Genomic DNA, 17,337 nt, shown 5'->3' with positions numbered 1-17,337 from the left:
AAATAGATATAGGAGGAAAGAGCATGGAGATTATGGAAGTAGCCAAGAAGGCAGCCGATGAAGAGAAGGCTTGCAGGTACCTGCAAGCCTTGGGATTGCTTAAAACTTATACTACCTGCCCTTTTTTCTCCTCCGAACAGGTCGGTTAGATAAGGAGATGTATCTATAAATGCTATGCCTGTTGTCGGAAATGATTACCGAGGCGAGGCAGTGTTCTGGAAAAGACTCGACTTACTTATGTATGGCTGTTAATGTTAGTAAAGTTATTTGAGTTAGAAGTATCCGCCCATAGAGCAAGTAAGGAGATGGGAATGGCCTATAGCACGGTGTATAGTAGAGACGAATAATTATTCGTCTCTATGGAATTTCATTCATTTTAACCTCCAACCTCTTGGTGGATTTATATAGGTAATCACCCTATTTTATATTCGGGATTTTTTTATAGCAAATTGCTTTTTGTTTTTTTGATAACCACTTTTCCATAGGGAGAGAATTCACCTATAGACATACAGGGGCTTAGGTAATTTAAGTGTGCTGTAGATTCTTTTCGTTTTTCTTCTCCTAACGCACCTAATATACCTATGAAAATCCGTTGTAAAATACGGCTTCGACATGAACCCGCATCAGCACAATTAGAGAAAGCCAACGAGCACGGAAAAATAGTTCGTGTTACCTTCGACGAATTCCAATCAGCAATTACGCCGGGACAAACTGCCGTTTTTTATGATAACGATATTGTTTTAGGTGCTGGCACCATAGACTCCGTCGAGAGATAAACCGCGATAGAGGTTTATTCATGGGTATCGGATGTTTGTCTATATAGAAATTAACATTAAAAATTTAAAAGGTATATTGAGCGTATTAATTTTTTTGGATTCTGAATGTGAATTTAGGGCCGAAAAGGGTGCGATTGAAACTTTCCATAGTCAATTGAATGGAACCTTCTTTGTTTGCAGGTATCTCGAAGTAGAATTCGGTAGTTTCTCCGCGTTTTAATGATTTCTGTAACGGAATTCGTTGCTGTTTTTGTTCCGTATGAATAAGTAAAGAGACATTACCTTCTGAAAGGTTTTGTTCTGAGCCGCAAATCCATTCTGCCTCCCCTAAATTGGTGCATATTACTCTTAACTTTACTTTTTCGGTCTCATTCGGCAGTTGAAGTGTATCATCTTTGCCAATTGCTTTTTCTCCTTTACCATCTATCCATATTACGGAGTCAAAAAAGGCATCTAAATATTTGGGTGGATTGCTATTATTACACGGGACATTTCCTATTGCTAATAAAGGACAATTTTTTGAATTTGTTTCTGTCCCTTCACTAACTAATTTGGGATTTTTCCCTTCATGTATTAATTGCCAGAATGTTTCTTTTACATCGTTATAAATGCCCGCGACACCCATAGAGGTTTTATCACGGTCAATTTTTATTTCACAATCATAAGGCTGAGATTTTTGTTTATGGAAAATTTTTGCATGTTCTTTTATAACCGCGGTGGCAGGTCGATAAGTTCCATCCGGGTTGATAATTCCAAAATCACTTTTCTCGTTTACACGATACCCGCCGGGATACCACCAGAAGTAAACACCGTCGGAGTTGCTTCTGTATAGCATTTGATAAAAATCTCTGAAATAATCTGCTTGAAATTTTAATGCACGATGAGTTTGCTCTTCATTATTCCGATAGACGCTATACCCTATCTCTGCCCAGAATAAGGGGATATCGGGATTGCAAAACGAGCCGTATTTTACCTGAAACCAGCCGGGTTTTACCATTTCCCAGTTTCCAATTCTGCCGTAGGCTTCGGGTTCTAATATATCCACGGCGTGCGATAAGTAATACCAATCATACGGAAGTGGATTTGCCCCATTGTTGGTAGGATTTGACCCTTCTGTCATGCGGAAACTTACAGCATGATTTGTATCAACAGAATGGATTAAAGTTCTCGCTCGATTGTAATATTCGTATAGCAGGGTATCCAGAAAACGGCGGTAAGCACACACCATAACACGCCATTCACCATCTTTTGTCAACATCTCGTCTTTAGGATTTGTAATATTTCCATTTTCATCTCGGGGGATGGGATATTTCCAATCCTTTTCTGCATTTTCAATAGAGCCATACCTCTCAACAACCCACGTTGACCATTGTTTATCCCATCGTTTTCTGCCTTCATGTCCCGGGAACATAGGTTCCCATGCTAAATCGTAGGTAAACACTTCATCATGCTCCGATAAACGGTAATAATTAATCATTTCCTTTATTTTATCCCACTCAAAATCAAATGGAGTGCCAGGTCGTAAAGATAGATTGACCTTCAGACCTAACTGGTCTGCTCGATATAATAAATCGAGGAGGTTCTGGTCTTTCATTACATCGTGGTATTGAAATACACTGATGGAATTCATTCCCATTCCTGCAATTCGCTGCAAATCGCGTTGAATAATCCATGGGTCATACGCCTCTGCTCCCATCCAATATTCGAAATAACGCCACCATTCCACACCTATCCCTGATGAAGGCATGTAATTTACACCATGGGGACACCACCGTTTTCCACGATAGATGAAATCGCCATTTTTGATTTTAATAAACTCTTTTTTCGTTCGTGGTTTCCAGCAATTTAACTCATGATATACATAATCGCTCTTTTCTCCATTCACTATAAGATAACATTCCACACGAATATTGTTCCCCGCTGTTTGTGGATAAGGGATATTCTCTGCAATGCGAGATATTTGTTGTTTGTTCAGTTGGATAGGCGTTTCATTTTTCCATAGCAATTTCCCTTTGTGGTTTCGTAATAATAACTGAATACTCGCATTTGAATAATCCGTTTCAGATGTTGAATAAATAGTAGCCCCCATGGGTAACGCCTGTTCTGGAAAAACCGTGTAATAGGCACAACCCCCATCAATAAGGAAAGTGCCCCCTCGTAATTTCTTTGCCCATTCAGAAAAGTAATCTATAAATTGTTTATCCAGATACCATTCTGGCTCTTGAATAGCGAAGCAAGTTTGAACAGAATTTTTATAAGGCTCATCATTATATATCATCATCGCAGAGATAGTTCCCCGATAATCCTTTTTCTTTCCCCATGCATGTATTAACGGTATCCATCGCCATGAGCGATGCTTATCAAATCCTCCTCCACGAGGTCGAGGGTGAATTAATAAAAACTGTTTAGGGACAGACATTGCCAATTCTTTTAATGCTAACTCTGTATCTGTTGAAATGGAACGAACATCGTTTGAAGTATAAAATTTATATTCTGGATAAAACAGTTCTAATTTAGGTAGGTCTGTCGTTTGTAGGAGTATTTGATGTTGGGGTGTTATTGGTGCTGTTCCTAAACCTGCAACCCAAAATTCATGCCTTCCGCCAGCAATAGGCGAATGGCTCATTGTCAAGCCGATACAAACCTTAACAGCATTTTGAGGGTTAAATGAGGTGCCAGCCCGCGAAGGAAACTCCCATAACTTAAACCTGTCCGGCGTCAATGCATAAAACTGCCAATCCGTACTTAAAGGCACAGAGGTAATCCATCTCGAACCGTCTTTCTCACGCCATTCGATAGTTAGATAATCCGTTGCCTTACTCCCTTTAGCAAAGAAAACCGTAACCTGATAATTATTTGGAAACGGATTTTCCAGAGCTGGGGTTGCAAAGATATCCCAGCCTTTCATATCTATGGTAGAAACATGAAAACCGTGTAATGTTTGGTTCGGAACAATATCTTTCAAAGACTGATACTCGAAAATTACAGGTGCTTGCCGATGGTTGCTCTCTCTTTGCCAGTCTTTTATATTCTCTTCCGTGATAAAAGATGAATTGGGGACTAATGAGGAAAAATGTTCCTGAACAAATTGCATAGGTTTTATACAACGATTGCCGTCCCAGATATAGTTATTGTTCCAGAGAGGCACACCGAAGGCAATTAAATCCCCACCTCGTTTGATAAATTCCATGATAGAAGGTGCTGTCAAAGAAGGTAAAGAGAAACCGGGAACAATAACCAGTAAATCTGTATTATTTAAAATATCCTGATTAGAAAGAAATTCCTCTATGGGCATATCCTTTGTTGGGTATAACCCATTACTCAAAACAGCGGAGACCTTATTCCCTACAGAAACCCATTCGGAGTTAGCCTCCGTATATAAGATAATGGCTTTTGGGGTATGCTCTATACATAAAGCCTTTCCCGATAATAGGAGAAGAGAAGGAATTATCAAAGACAATCTTAATAATAAATACTTCATAAATATAACCTTTTTTAATGAATTTATACAAAAGGATAGTATAATTATGTTAGGCTTTACCATGTAAATTTTTTAATTGATAAAACAAGAAAAATAACACAGGATATTAAAACATGTGGAATAAAAATTATACGGGGTGTTTGATTATACTTCTGCTGTCTCTTTTTATGACACCCATATTATTTGCAGAGGAAAGGACTTTTTATAAATTTGACACAAATGTTAGAGACCGAATATCTTTTTCCTCGGATTTAAAGATGTATCGTTCTAATTTGAATACAACTACTTTTGCTAATGATATTCCAAACATAGGCCTGTCGTTCAGCAATTGGGAAAAAAGTTTTTTAGGAGCAAATCTTTATGCTCAAGTTGATGTGAACAAAACGAAAACAGTCAACAATGTTTCTCCGAAAACAACATTTCGATTAACAATAACGCATAGTGGAGATGCGACAGGCACGACTTTTCCTGGGCCGGGTGTTCATGAATATCCTTCGGGACAAACCGTAGATATTAGTGTGGCAACCACCCCAGGTGTTTATTTTGGGGGTTGGTCAGGCGATGCAGTAGGTTCAAGTGAGTTTATACAGATAGTAATGGACAGTGATAAAAGTATTGATGCCCGATTTACCAGCATGGGACATATATTAAATGTTAATATCGTAGGTGAAGGGGGAACTACTCCGGGTCCTTTTGGAAACCCACATCGTTATTCCAGCGATGTTTATGTAAATATAGTTACATATCAAACCAACCCATTATGGCGATTTGAACACTGGGAAGGAGATTATGGGGAGAACGACCCCAATAGTTATATACTGCTCCAATTGCTGATGGACCAGGACCGAGATATTACTGCGGTATTTATCCCAAAACCGTATTACGATTTAACATTAGAAATTATAGGGAATGGAAATGTTTCTCTTCAGGAGGGCTTCGAAGACCCTATCATACTTACACCGGGTTTGTATTCCTATACTTATCTTGAATGGACATATATCCGTTGTGAAAGAATCGAAACGACAGAAGGTTGGAAATTTCTTCGCTGGGAAGGCGACTTTGGCGATATGTCAGCGACCTATCCGAGATGTGCTTTTTCGATGGATAAACATCGCTATGTTCGGTGTATCTTTACAGACAAATCACAGGTACCCCATGTGGTAGGAATTAAACAAAGTGAGGCTTCCGCTGCCATCACAAAAGCATGGTTAACCGTGGGAGATATTACAGAAACATGTAACGATGAATATCCATCAGGCTATGTTGTTAACCAGGACCCACCCGCAGGCACTACAGTGGAAATAGGAAGTTCTGTATCCCTTGTATTATCTACGGGACCTTGCCCGATAACTGTTCCCCATGTGATAGGTATGACCACAGCAGAAGTCGAAACGGCATTGACATCCGTAGGATTACTATTAGGTAGCATAACGGAGCAATGTAATGATGAAGTGGAAGCAGGAAGAGTTATAAGTCAAAATCCTATTGAAGGGACAAGCCTGCCTCCGGGTAGCACGGTTGATATTGTGGTCTCATCAGGTCCCTGTCCCGTTCTTGTGCCGAATATAATCTGGCAATTTCGTATAGATGCAGAAAATATGATAGCCAATGCTGGATTGGAAGTAGGTATCGTGACGGAACAGTGTGATGATTCCATTTCTGCAAATAGGGTAATAAACCAATATCCACAGGCAGGACTTCAGGTTCCGCCGGGGACTGAGGTGAACTTTATAGTTTCCATCGGTCCATGTCTGATAAAAGTTCCAAACATCGTGCAATACAGTCAGACTATGGCACAAAACATAATTATTTCTGCAGGTCTAACTGTGGGTGATATTACTGAGCAATGTCATCCCTCTATAAGAAAAGGTATAGTGATTAGCCAATCCCCATTAGCAGGGGAGAAAGTGCCACCTAATAGTTCCATTGATTTTGTAATATCTTCGGGACCTTGTAGTGAAGGGACACAAGAAGGTTTTGCTGAGGGTGTTGAAGGGGAAGGTATATTAGAAGGTTCTGTGGAGGGAGAAGGGATATCCGAAGGTTCGGTAGAAGGTTTTACTGAGGGTGTTGAAGGGGAAGGTATGTTAGAAGGTTTCGTAGAGGGAGAAGGGACATCCGAAGGTTCGGTAGAAGGTTTTGCTGAGGGTGTTGAAGGGGAAGGTATATTAGAAGGTTTCGTAGAGGGAGAAGGGATATCCGAAGGTTCGGTAGAAGGTTCTTCTGAGGGTATAGAAGGGGAAGGCGAAGGAGAAAAACCTCCGCATAGTGCAGACCCGAATGGTGATTGGCAAATAAACTTATCCGAATTACTTCGTGTAATCCAGTTTTTCAACTCCAATGGCTACCATTGTGCACTTCCGAATGAAATGTCTGAAGATGGATATATCCCCGGGATTAATGGGGATAAAAGCTGTATTCCCCACAGTTCCGATTATAACCCGCAGGATTGGGCAATCGGTTTAAGTGAGTTATTACGACTTATCCAATTTTTTAATTACGGGGGATATCATGCATGCCTTGATGGTGAAGATGGCTATTGCCCCGGCATTTAAGAAAAGACACACAGGCAAAAATGACTATGCCACCTTTTGAAAAGTATCGGTGGGCTCGTGGGTTTATCAATACTGTCGTTGAGGATTGATTTTATTCTTTTCTTTTTACTCCACAACAAATCCTTCTTTTTCGAGAAGTGCCTTAATTTCGGATAAAAGTATTCCACGAGCATAGGCTGTCTGATTTGGTGAAATCGGATGTAGTATTTCGGAAAGTTTCTTGCGGTGTAATAAATCTGCAATCAGGACGGAGTCCGGGGCTTCTATTAAAATAACAGGGCGAACTTTTACACGTTTAACCGTATGCAGCCAATCTTCTATTGTTGAGATAACTATGTCCGGGATTTGCTGTTTGCGGGCATTCTGTATTAAGTGTTGAATGAATTGATTAGGGTCAGCACCGCTTTGCAATCCTTTTAAGAAAGATTCTTTGGTAATCGAATATATAGAAACAGGACCGCCATTGCTTTTCTTCTGAGCAAATAGTTCTATCCAGATTAGTTGTAGGGGGTCGGTATTAACTGTGGGAACAATAATTTCAAAATTGGGCTGGACTATCCATTCATGTTTTTTGATGTATTTTTCTTTTAACTTTTTCGTGGGTTCTAATGAGAATAGGAGAAATTCCCCAATTTCGCTGATACGGAAAAATCGTTCTTTTTTTGCAGAGCCAAGTTCAATAATGCCAAACCAGAAGAGTGTGTTCTCTATAAAAACGGCGCAGTCTTTTTCTTCGCAATATTCTCCCGAAGTTGAATATTCCCAGAAATTGTCCTTTGTCTGTTTTAATGTATAATGGGACAATTCGCAATAACGAGCATAAACTCGTTTTCCAAATTCATTTAAAGAGTACCATGTGTAAGGCTTTAATGTCTGCAATTCCAGAAGGGTTGCGGATAATGAGGAAAGTTTTTCGTCATCTTTGATAAATGCTTTGTAAATCTTTTTAAGTCTTTCCGTAAAAGACATATTTACTAATTCTTCAAGGTTTACAATTCGGAGTGTATTATCTACCTGAGCCAGCAATCCTGCTTTTTCAGCCAGCCAAACAAGTGTTTCGATAGGGGGATAAGCATTTTCAGGTTCATCACGAGAAATCCGTTGTTCGTCCAAACGAGTAATTTGCCCGGACGGGGTTAAATGTAAAGGAGATACGGCAACTTTCGCCAGAAGGGACGATATCCGTTCTGCTAATGAGATACCACAACTCTCAATACGGCTTATTTTAACATTGGCAGGTGTGATTGCTTGTTTTAATCTCTCTTTGATTTCTTTTTTCTGTTCTTTATGATGTCGAATTTCGGAAAGGATGCTGACAAAACGATTTAATCTGCTTTGTCCATTAAAACGGAAAAGTTCAAAGAGGACAAACTGGTTGAGTAATTCTTCTAATGCTTCTTCAATTTCTATGTTGTTATAGTTCGCAAACCTTTGCCGTATCTGTTGAATAGGAACAATCCCTGTTTTACTTTGCCATAAGAAATCAAAAATTTCCTTTGCTAAGTCAGAAAAAGAATAACCCGCAACATATTCCAGAACCGATTCCGGTGTTTTGTATAAGGTTTCTATAATTTCGCTGGCTAATGACATCCATCCAATTACCCGATTTATCTTTAATTTCTTTTCTAATTCCCTACGTTCCGAATTGGAATAATTTTGTAATGATTTATAAATAGAATTCACATCCCCAAGGCTATTCAGATTATTCTGCACTCTACGAATAACAGGCAGGGCTTCCGGAACTACTTTTATCCGATTTAAATCAAAAAAGAAGAGCTTCGGATAAAGACTATAAATATAGTTGATGGTTTCTTCTGAGGTTTCAAGTTTTGCGGATAAATAGCGGCTTGTAAGTCCTCCCCGAATGTTAAAAGACAGTTCAAGAGCCATATAAAATGATGTTTGATCCATCCCTTCAAAGACAGACAATAGATTATAACTATAACGCATCAACTTGCGGACCTTTTCAAAATACAGTTAACCTTGCACCAATTGAACATAACATTATATAGGAAATGCTCCGTTAGTTCAAATCAGGAACAACAATTGAGAAAAGAAGGACATTCATAAAAGATAATTTGTTGACCTGTATGACATAGGTAACAGATTTATATATTTTTTTACACAGGGAGTATTTCGGTTCATCGTATCTTTATATGCTGTGCAAAAATTGCAGAGTTTTTTGTGAAAGGTGCAAGTTTTGCATAGAGATTTGCTGTAAGTCGTTTATAGTATAATGGCATGAGGATTGCTAATATATGGTAAGAAACTAAACAAACCTTAACAAGAAGGAGAAAAAAATATGAAAAAGAAACTCGTATTTACGCTGAGCGTACTCGCAATCGTCCTGGTGCTGAGTAGTCTTGCTATGGCACAAGGGAATGGACAGGGTGGTCAGAGGGGTTGTTGTAAAGCCAATTGCTATGTGGATAAGAATGGCGATGGTGTTTGCGACAACTTCAAAGATGCCAATAATGATGGCAGATGTGATAATTGCCCATGTACGGCATCCTGCAAAAGTGGGACAGGGAAATGCTGTGGCAACTTTGTAGATGCCAATAATGATGGCAGATGTGATAATTGCCCAAACCCTAATGCCCCCTGTGGTAATGGTAGGGGAAGATGCAATAGAAGGTGTTGCCCTGCAAGTAAGTAAGGAACGATGAAAACTTGTCGGCTTGCTCTTTAATGAAAAGAGCAAGCCTTCATTTTATAATATAGGAATAGTGAATATTTAAGACGAATATATGATTTGGCAAAATAGAAAATTACTTTTCATTTTTACAGCAGTTATTATTGGGGTGATTATTTTTATTCTTTTAATTTCTTTTCTACGGGAGCGACAATATAATCAGCAGGTTTTTATTGAGCGGGGTCAAACACTAATAAAAATCCTTTCCTCCTCTTTATCTCTTCAAACGCGGATGGGTTGTTATCGTGCCCAACGGGTTGTTGAAATAATAAATAGTGCCTCATTAACCCCGGGTATTTTATATGTAGCGTTATTCAATCATGAAGGTAAAATAATCGCCAGTGCCGGTGAAACTTCCGTATCACATATAAATGAGATTGCAAAAAGAAATCGTATTTATTGGGATAAAGAATGTGTTTTTTTATCACAAGCCATTTCTATGGAGGAACTTCAGAAAGGGAGGCAACACCGATATGGAATGGCAGTATGTCCCGACCCGACATGTGCCAATGAGAGTATGATTCCCTGGAGTCAATGGGGAACAGGTCCTTTTTCTCTGGTAGTTTGTCTGGATACTCAGGAGTTGCAGGGAATGAATGTTTTAACTCTTATTCGGTTTGGGATATTTGCCCTGTTAAGTGTCGGGATAGGTATATTAGGATTTGTCGTTTTGGATTTGTATCAACGAAAGGAATCGTATGCTTATGACCTTAAATTAGCCCGAGAAAAAGCAAAGTATAACGAACATTTAGCCCAGATAGGGGCAGGCCTGGCACACGAGACAAAAAATCCGTTAGGTATTGTGCGAGGACTTGCTCAAGCAATACAGGAAGAAGTAGAGCCGACTTCGGATGCGTATAAATATGCCAGTAAGATTATTGATGAGACAGACCGTTCTGTTCGTCAGATAAATAACTTTTTAGAACTAACACATCCACATGCTCCTGAATGGAAGGCTATTCCCTTACAACCTCTCATTGAACAGTTATTAAATCTGATAGATACGGATATAAAAAATAAAGGGATTAAAATTGAGGTGGAAGGAATGGATGTAACGATAGAAGCGGATCCCGAATATCTTCGTCGTGCTTTGTTAAATCTTCTTCTGAATGCGGTGCAAGCGTGTTCCGCAGGGGATAAAATTATCCTTCGTATTGAGCCAACAGATAATTCCATTGCCCTTCATATTATAGATACAGGTGTCGGTATTTCGGTAGAGGATTTGCCGAATGTTGTAAAGCCATATTACTCCAGACGGAAAGGGGGGACAGGTCTTGGATTGAGTATTGTGAATGAAATTGTTTTGTTGCACGGGTGGAAATTTTCTATCCAATCTCAAGAAGGAAAAGGGACCAAGGTGACTATTTCAAATATACGCCGAATTAACAGATGATGGGTATTTGTAGTATGATGATTGAAATATAAAGATAAAGTATCCTTTGTTGTTCCCATGAAAAAAGAAAATGCAGAAAAAGTAATACTAATCGTTGATGATGATAATGCTCAAAGGGATTTGCTCTCTCGATATTTAACGCGTGCCGGTTTTTCTGTTCTTGCTGTGGCTAATTATAAAGATGCAAAGCCGCTTTTGGGGCATGCGAATCTCATTCTTTTGGATGTCCGTCTGCCAGACGCAAACGGTGTGGAAAAAGTGCCTGAGATAAAGTCTCAATTTCCGGAAATACCTGTTATTTTGTTAACTGCTTTCATTGATGTTCGTGATGCGGTGCAGGCAATTAAACAGGGTGCGGTGGATTACCTTGAGAAGCCTGTGGATTTGGATGAGTTAGTTGAGGTCATACAGGAACAGGTGGGGATACATCTGTCAGAAAATATAGAATACGGCAACCTTCCGGAAGGTTTTGTTTGTTATAGCGATTCTATGAAAAAAGTGGTTCAGGACTGTTTTCGTGTGGCTCCTACAAATGCTATAGTGCTTATTACTGGGGAGAGTGGTGTGGGGAAGGAATGGATAGCAAGGCTTATTCATCAATTCAGCGAACGGAAAACAAAACCTCTTGTCGTTGTGGATTGCACACATCTGCCGGAAACACTTGCGGAGAGTATCTTGTTCGGTCACGAAACCGGCTCTTTTACGGGGGCTATAACACAACAAAAAGGGCAATTGGAAGAAGCCCATGGGGGCACGCTTTTTTTAGATGAGGTGGGAGAATTGCCATTATCGGTTCAACCGAAACTATTGCGTGTTCTGGAAGGGGCACCCTTTCGAAGGATTGGTGGGATGAAAGATATACAGGTGGATTTGCGTATTATTTCTGCAACCAACCGAAATCTGGAAATTGAGGTTCAGGAGGGAAAATTCCGTCAGGATTTGTTCTATCGTCTTCATGTGATTACCATACATGTTCCTCCTTTACGCGAACGGATAGATGATATACTCCCTCTGGCGGAATTATTTTTGAAACCCTATAATAAGACTTTATCTCCTTCGGTGCAGAGATTACTCCTTCGCTATCCGTGGTTTGGGAATGTTCGCGAATTAAGAAATGCTATGGAGCGTTCCGCTATTCTTGCGAATGGACCTATGATTATGCCCGAAGACCTCCCAGACCTTATTCAAAATTACTCAGATTGGGACGAACCTCAAAGTCCTTCTACCTTACGATTGGATGAGTTGGAACGGGAGGCTATTCTTAACGCCTTAAAAGAAGCAGGGGGAAATCGAACGCGTGCTGCAGAGATTTTGGGAATTAGTAGACGCACCCTTATATATAAATTACGGGCATACGGGCTATAATTTGTTTTATAATGAAGATAGGTCTGTTAAAATTATTTCTTTAGGATAATGTATGAATATCAATGAGCACCAACCATACCCCCCTTTAAGAAATATAGAGGCGTTTCCCATTCATCATCAAGGACAAACCTTAATTTGTCTTCATGACCCGCTGGGATATGTGAACACCGAAATTACACTTTCACCCGCCGCGTTCTTTATCGCCGCATGTTTAGACGGAAATCATACCTTGCGGGATATTCAATTGGAGTTTGCGCGTGAATTTCAAGGGGCTTTGATACCTCGCGAACAGATAGAACGAATTGTTGAATTCCTTGATGAGCATGGGTTCCTGCTTAATGAACGATTTGAGGAAATTAAAAATAAAACCGAGCAGGTTTTTTTACAGCAAGTTGTTCGTCTCCCTTATCATGCAGGTCAGTCGTATTCCTCTGCAAAACATGAATTGGGTGCTTTTTTGTCCGGTATTTTTACGCGGACAGGGGGACCGGGACCTCTACCCGATGAGCAGCAATCTTCTGAGGAGTGCATGGTCGGATTAATTGTTCCGCATATTGATTTTCAACGGGGTGCTTTGGGGTATGCCCATGCCTACTATAGGCTGTATCAATGTAAAAAGCCCGATACGGTTATTATTTTTGGAGTTAGTCATCAAGGAGGGGAAACACCCTATATTCTGACACGAAAACATTACAGCACACCGTTAGGAACGATAAAGACGCATCAAGAATGTGTTGATTATTTAGCCCAAAATTTACCCTTCGACCCCTTCAAATCCGAAATTATGCATCGCATGGAACATTCCATTGAGTTTCAGGTATTGATGTTGAATTATCTATTTGGCACAGATATTCAGATAGTGCCGGTATTATGTGCTTCTATTCCAGAGGATGGAGAAATGTTACCGGGGGATGTTCCGGAAGTGCAACAATTTCTACAAGCCTGTGTCCGATATATAGAAGAAAGTGGTGAACGGGTATTGGTTTTGTCTGCTTCCGACTGGGCACATATTGGGAAACGATTTGGGGATTTGTTTGATATTACCGAAGATGTCCGAAATCAGGTAAAGAAACGCGATGATGAAGATATAAAAATGGCTTTAACGATAGAGCCGGACTCATTTTTTCGTTCCGTCATGAAGGATAAAAACAGTCGTCGGGTATGTGGTTTATATTCCATGTATTCTATACTGAAAATTATACAAGGGAAGGCTCGGCGTGCCGAATTTTTACATTATGGACAAGCCCCGGACCCTATCGGCGGTATTGTCTCCTTTTCAAGTATTGCTTACTTTGAGTGAGGTATAAAGATGAATATAAAAACTCTCGTGCTCTTATTTTTCTTCGGAATTGTATGTCATTTGCAATGCCTGTCGTATGATAATTTGATTTACCTACTTACGGCACCGGGATGGGCTTCAGAAAATGGAGGTGTAACCGGTGGAGGAAAAGCCCAACCTGTTACAGTTGGAACAGTAGAAGAATTTCAGAGCTTGGCTTCTTCGGAAGAACCCAAAACAATACTTTTAAGTGGAACCATAGGTGTAGGTCTTTCTACAAAGATACAAATAAAATCGAACAAGACTATTATTGGATTGGATAAGGCACTTTTGAAAGGGAGCCTTTATATTAGAGACGCAAAAAATATTATTATTCGAAATTTAACCATTGAAGGCCCGGGTGCTATTGATGTGAACGGTCCGGACTGCATTACCATTGATAATTCAACCAATGTATGGTTAGACCACCTGGACATATACGATGGGCAGGACGGGAATGTTGATATTGTTAATGGCTCCAACTACACCACCGTCTCATGGTGTAAATTCCATTATACTTCTGCTTCGACAAATCATAAATTGTCAACACTTATCGGTAATTCGGATGAGAAAGTATCCGACAAAGGGAAATTGAAAGTTACTATGGTATATAACTGGTGGGCAGAGGGAGTAGAATCGCGTATGCCCCGGGTTCGTTTTGGACAGGTGCATGTTGTAAACAACCTTTATACAAGTGCAGGGAATGATTACTGTATTCTGGCAGGTATGGAAGCAGACTTGAGAATTGAATATAATTTGTTTATAAATGTCAAAGAGCCCATAAATTTATCCCAAAAAACATTTACTGCGGTGAGTGCCTCAAACAATAAATTTGTATCCGTAACAGGGAACACAGAAGGAAAAGGAACCGCCTTTAATCCCCCTTATAAAATAAACATAATCCCAACAGAAAAATTAGAAGAGATTATCAAAAAATATGCAGGCGCAACTATCACCGATATTAAGAAATTAAACATCCCGTAAGCAGTAGGAATGTTTTTATGGAAGAAGAAGTATTATATAATTCTCGAGTATGAACTTAGATATATTTTACTGCTCTAAATTTTGAAGTTCAGTTTTCTAAGCATTTCAAAAATATTAACATATTGAATATTAAAATGCTTACAAACGTTAGGTATTGGTATTTTCTTTTTAATATAAGGATTTAAACTTTCATTTGTAACAATAATGTAGTTGTAAGTTTTAGCAAAAGCAATTAACCATGTGTCTGTATTATTTTCTTTCATAAACTCATTTATTGCAGGTTCATTATATTTATATTTCTCTTTAACATTGCTTTTCTGTGTAGAAACCCATCCTACAATTTCTGCATAAGTATTTAGCACATTTTCATTTTGAGTATTTACAAAATATTTTTTAATTTTTCATCAGCCCAATTTTTTAAATCATCATTTCCTTGTTTTATTTCTTCATACACTTTATCTATGCTAACGATTTTGTTATTTTCTGCATTGTCTAATAAAAAATCCCAAAACTTTGAACCGAAGTCAAAGGAATAATACAATCTTGAAGCAGTGATAAATACATTGGCATCTAAAACATATTTTAAGTACTCAGTACCTCTTGTTTTATTTTTTCAAAAGTAGCAGGTTTTAGTCTTGTTAATGGGTATGCATCTCTATAATGGATAATCCCAGATTCTATCCCTATACTTATAATTTCTATAAATTTTCTACCATACCTTCTTATCGCTGTATTATAAAAATTTCCTCCTTGATTGCAGGCCATTTTTCTTCGTTCTTTTTTAATATGCTCATTATAAAAATTTAAAAATTGCTCTTTACTAATTTTATTTGTATCTAATAATCTTCGGGCAATAACAATTTGACTGACTTTGAATTGGTGAGCTAAATTTTCAATATCTATATCTATTTGTTTTACCCGTTCTATTTCAGATGTAGGAACTAAAAACTCTGCAGAACATTTATCACAAAACCGCTCTATTTCATTATCTGCAGACTGTAGATTTCTCAGGTCAAACGAAGCACTCTCTCCAATGAATAAATGGACAATTTCATGAATAAGAGTAAATATTTTGGCAGAGATAGCATCCTGATTGTTTATAAAAATGAAAGGAGCAATTTTGTCACAAAGGACAAAACCTCTAAATTCATTTACATCAAGATTTCTATGAGTATCATTTCCTACAACACCATTTACTGCAACAAAAATGCCTGCTTCTTCAGCTTTTTGTATAAGAAAGTTGAAGGCGTTCTCCCATGTATCAATAGATTTTGCCCAATTGTCCTGCATTTCTAAGACATGCTTTAACTCTATTACAATATCGCTTATATTGCTTTTTATATTATATTTTTCAACAAAGGGTAGGGGTTCATGCCCCCAGTCTATTAATATTTCTTTTGCCCAGTCTTGAAGTAATTGAATATATTCTACAGTTTCTAATAGTTCTGGAGAAGGTTGAAAATTAATATTATCTTCTGTTGTCGTTCTGTAATGAGGAATGGGATATTTTCTTTCTGGAAGTCCTTCTAAGAAGAAATATCCGAAAGGGATATGAAAAATGTGAGCAAGTTCTTTTAACTGCTTGTATGTCGGGAAATTCTTTTTTTCTATCCATTTTTCAATACCAGCAAATTTATCGCTTGCCTTTTTCCACTCTTGGGGCATACTTATTTTGAGTTGTTCTAAAACATTTTCGTTATAATTTTTTACTTTTATAGACTTCATCTCTAATTAACTCTAATTAATTACTATCACTATTTAAATTATAAATCAAGTGATGTATTTCTTATTAAATCGTATGTGGTTGTTTTTAAAACCACTCATTTATTATAACTTATCTATTCAATATCAGGTTGATGCGGTTTTATATGTAAATATTTTTTCAAAATGCTCGTATTTACAGAAATTTATTAATTCGTTGTTCTATTTCGGAGGCGAATTTGAGGATGTATTGCTGGACATAATTAAAGGGATTGAGGGAGGTATCCTCAATCAAGGGTGTTAGGTCCATTCCAAATATAAGAGAGGTTGCGGTATCTACACCGTGGGAAGCGAAGTAGGTAGCGTGTGCTTTTCGTCTGCCCATAGTAGCGAGGTCGTATCTTTTTCCTCCTGCAATTTGGGAGTCGAATACGCCTAAAAGGGACGCTTGCAGGTTTTCGTGAGGGGAAACATCAAACGGCACTTTGTCTTCATCTGGTAGCCAGTCCAAATCTCGCCATACTTCGCAGCCGTAGAGTTTTTCGGGCTGATACTGTCCTTTTAACTCGCGTAATGCCTGTATAAGTCGAAGGGCAACGCCTACATGGGTATCGTGTTTGTCTGCTAAATTATGGGTATAGATGATTTTTGGCTGGGTTGCAGATAGTATCTGTTTTAAGTCCTCGATAGGTGAACGATTGTTTTTATCTTTGATAGCACTACTGGGATAGTCTAAAAGGAACTGAACAGAATACTCACCGATAATTGCTGATTTTTTCTGTTCTTTGCGTCGAACAGCCATCATTTCTTCATCGGTATAATTCGCATACAAGTCGGTTCGGGGGGAACCACTGCCGTTTGTTACCGTTACAGCAGAAAACCATAATAGAGGGTTCTGGAAGCATGTTAAAATTCCATCGTATGCCATTATTTCAATATCGTCCTGATGGGCGCCCACTGCCAGATGTGTGGTTCGAGAGAGTGCAGTTTCCAGGGGTGTGTCATCTGGGACAAACACCTCCGAATGAGGCTGAAATAATTTCATACTCCATACTCCTTATATGTGAATTTG

Annotated in this window: 12 protein-coding genes and 1 pseudogene; 7 read left to right on the top strand and 6 right to left on the bottom strand. The window is 38.7% G+C overall.

Translation table 11 applies throughout. The annotated features are described in order from the left end of the window. Positions 1-548: 548 nt before the first annotated feature. Positions 549-776 (top strand): annotated as a pseudogene (locus PLA12_05565) (tRNA 2-thiouridine(34) synthase MnmA). Between the two features lie 85 nt (positions 777-861). Here PLA12_05565 and PLA12_05560 read toward each other — a convergent pair. Beyond that, on the bottom strand, positions 862-4,257 hold the full coding sequence (locus PLA12_05560) for a hypothetical protein (GenBank protein HOQ31963.1): 3,396 nt from the start codon (positions 4,255-4,257) through the stop codon (positions 862-864). Between the two features lie 113 nt (positions 4,258-4,370). Here PLA12_05560 and PLA12_05555 point away from each other — a divergent pair, with 113 nt between their 5' ends. Further along, the gene (locus tag PLA12_05555; GenBank protein HOQ31962.1) at positions 4,371-6,812 is read left to right on the top strand and encodes a PASTA domain-containing protein; all 2,442 of its coding nucleotides are present in this window, start codon (positions 4,371-4,373) and stop codon (positions 6,810-6,812) included. A 105-nt stretch (positions 6,813-6,917) separates the two neighbouring features. Here PLA12_05555 and PLA12_05550 read toward each other — a convergent pair whose 3' ends face one another. Continuing rightward, positions 6,918-8,762, bottom strand: a complete 1,845-nt coding sequence (locus PLA12_05550; protein HOQ31961.1) for a helicase-associated domain-containing protein — start codon at positions 8,760-8,762, stop codon at positions 6,918-6,920. Between the two features lie 352 nt (positions 8,763-9,114). Here PLA12_05550 and PLA12_05545 point away from each other — a divergent pair, with 352 nt between their 5' ends. From PLA12_05545 to PLA12_05525, 5 genes are all read left to right on the top strand, one after another. Continuing rightward, on the top strand, positions 9,115-9,468 hold the full coding sequence (locus PLA12_05545; GenBank protein ID HOQ31960.1) for a hypothetical protein: 354 nt from the start codon (positions 9,115-9,117) through the stop codon (positions 9,466-9,468). 91 nt (positions 9,469-9,559) lie between these two features. Next, positions 9,560-10,897 carry an ATP-binding protein gene (locus tag PLA12_05540; protein ID HOQ31959.1) on the top strand — a complete coding sequence of 446 codons (1,338 nt, stop codon included), beginning with the start codon at positions 9,560-9,562 and terminating at the stop codon, positions 10,895-10,897. A 57-nt stretch (positions 10,898-10,954) separates the two neighbouring features. Beyond that, the gene (locus PLA12_05535) at positions 10,955-12,262 is read left to right on the top strand and encodes a sigma-54 dependent transcriptional regulator (GenBank protein HOQ31958.1); all 1,308 of its coding nucleotides are present in this window, start codon (positions 10,955-10,957) and stop codon (positions 12,260-12,262) included. Positions 12,263-12,314: 52 nt separating this feature from the next. Continuing rightward, positions 12,315-13,562, top strand: coding sequence for an AmmeMemoRadiSam system protein B (gene amrB, locus PLA12_05530; protein HOQ31957.1), 1,248 nt, complete (start codon positions 12,315-12,317; stop codon positions 13,560-13,562). Between the two features lie 9 nt (positions 13,563-13,571). Then, the gene (locus tag PLA12_05525) at positions 13,572-14,564 is read left to right on the top strand and encodes a pectate lyase (GenBank protein HOQ31956.1); all 993 of its coding nucleotides are present in this window, start codon (positions 13,572-13,574) and stop codon (positions 14,562-14,564) included. A 74-nt stretch (positions 14,565-14,638) separates the two neighbouring features. Here PLA12_05525 and PLA12_05520 read toward each other — a convergent pair whose 3' ends face one another. The 4 genes from PLA12_05520 to PLA12_05505 form a co-directional block, all read right to left on the bottom strand. After that, entirely contained in the window at positions 14,639-14,926 is a 288-nt protein-coding gene (locus PLA12_05520; GenBank protein ID HOQ31955.1) for a DUF4411 family protein, read from the bottom strand. Positions 14,927-14,943: 17 nt separating this feature from the next. Next, positions 14,944-15,105 (bottom strand): DUF4411 family protein, encoded by a 162-nt coding sequence (locus PLA12_05515; protein ID HOQ31954.1) that lies wholly within the window; start codon positions 15,103-15,105, stop codon positions 14,944-14,946. 41 nt (positions 15,106-15,146) lie between these two features. Beyond that, a complete protein-coding gene (locus tag PLA12_05510) occupies positions 15,147-16,289 on the bottom strand; it encodes an ImmA/IrrE family metallo-endopeptidase (protein ID HOQ31953.1) in 1,143 nt (380 codons plus the stop codon). A gap of 172 nt (positions 16,290-16,461) precedes the next feature. Next, on the bottom strand, positions 16,462-17,310 hold the full coding sequence (locus PLA12_05505) for a PIG-L family deacetylase (protein ID HOQ31952.1): 849 nt from the start codon (positions 17,308-17,310) through the stop codon (positions 16,462-16,464). Positions 17,311-17,337 lie beyond the last annotated feature (27 nt).

The organism is Candidatus Hydrogenedens sp., assembly GCA_035378955.1.
Lineage (GTDB): Bacteria > Hydrogenedentota > Hydrogenedentia > Hydrogenedentales > Hydrogenedentaceae > Hydrogenedens.
Note: the sequence above shows the minus strand (reverse complement) of the source record. Positions and strands in the feature narration are given on the sequence as shown.

Excerpts from the sequence above, each read along its gene's own strand:
- PLA12_05560 (HOQ31963.1), bottom strand. The coding sequence starts at position 4,257 with ATGAAGTATTTATTATTAAGATTGTCTTTGATAATTCCTTCTCTTCTC.
- PLA12_05535 (HOQ31958.1), top strand. The coding sequence starts at position 10,955 with ATGAAAAAAGAAAATGCAGAAAAAGTAATACTAATCGTTGATGATGAT.
- PLA12_05545 (HOQ31960.1), top strand. The coding sequence starts at position 9,115 with ATGAAAAAGAAACTCGTATTTACGCTGAGCGTACTCGCAATCGTCCTG.
- PLA12_05510 (HOQ31953.1), bottom strand. The coding sequence starts at position 16,289 with ATGAAGTCTATAAAAGTAAAAAATTATAACGAAAATGTTTTAGAACAA.
- PLA12_05540 (HOQ31959.1), top strand. The coding sequence starts at position 9,560 with ATGATTTGGCAAAATAGAAAATTACTTTTCATTTTTACAGCAGTTATT.
- PLA12_05550 (HOQ31961.1), bottom strand. The coding sequence starts at position 8,762 with ATGCGTTATAGTTATAATCTATTGTCTGTCTTTGAAGGGATGGATCAA.
- PLA12_05555 (HOQ31962.1), top strand. The coding sequence starts at position 4,371 with ATGTGGAATAAAAATTATACGGGGTGTTTGATTATACTTCTGCTGTCT.
- PLA12_05525 (HOQ31956.1), top strand. The coding sequence starts at position 13,572 with ATGAATATAAAAACTCTCGTGCTCTTATTTTTCTTCGGAATTGTATGT.
- amrB (HOQ31957.1), top strand. The coding sequence starts at position 12,315 with ATGAATATCAATGAGCACCAACCATACCCCCCTTTAAGAAATATAGAG.
- PLA12_05505 (HOQ31952.1), bottom strand. The coding sequence starts at position 17,310 with ATGAAATTATTTCAGCCTCATTCGGAGGTGTTTGTCCCAGATGACACA.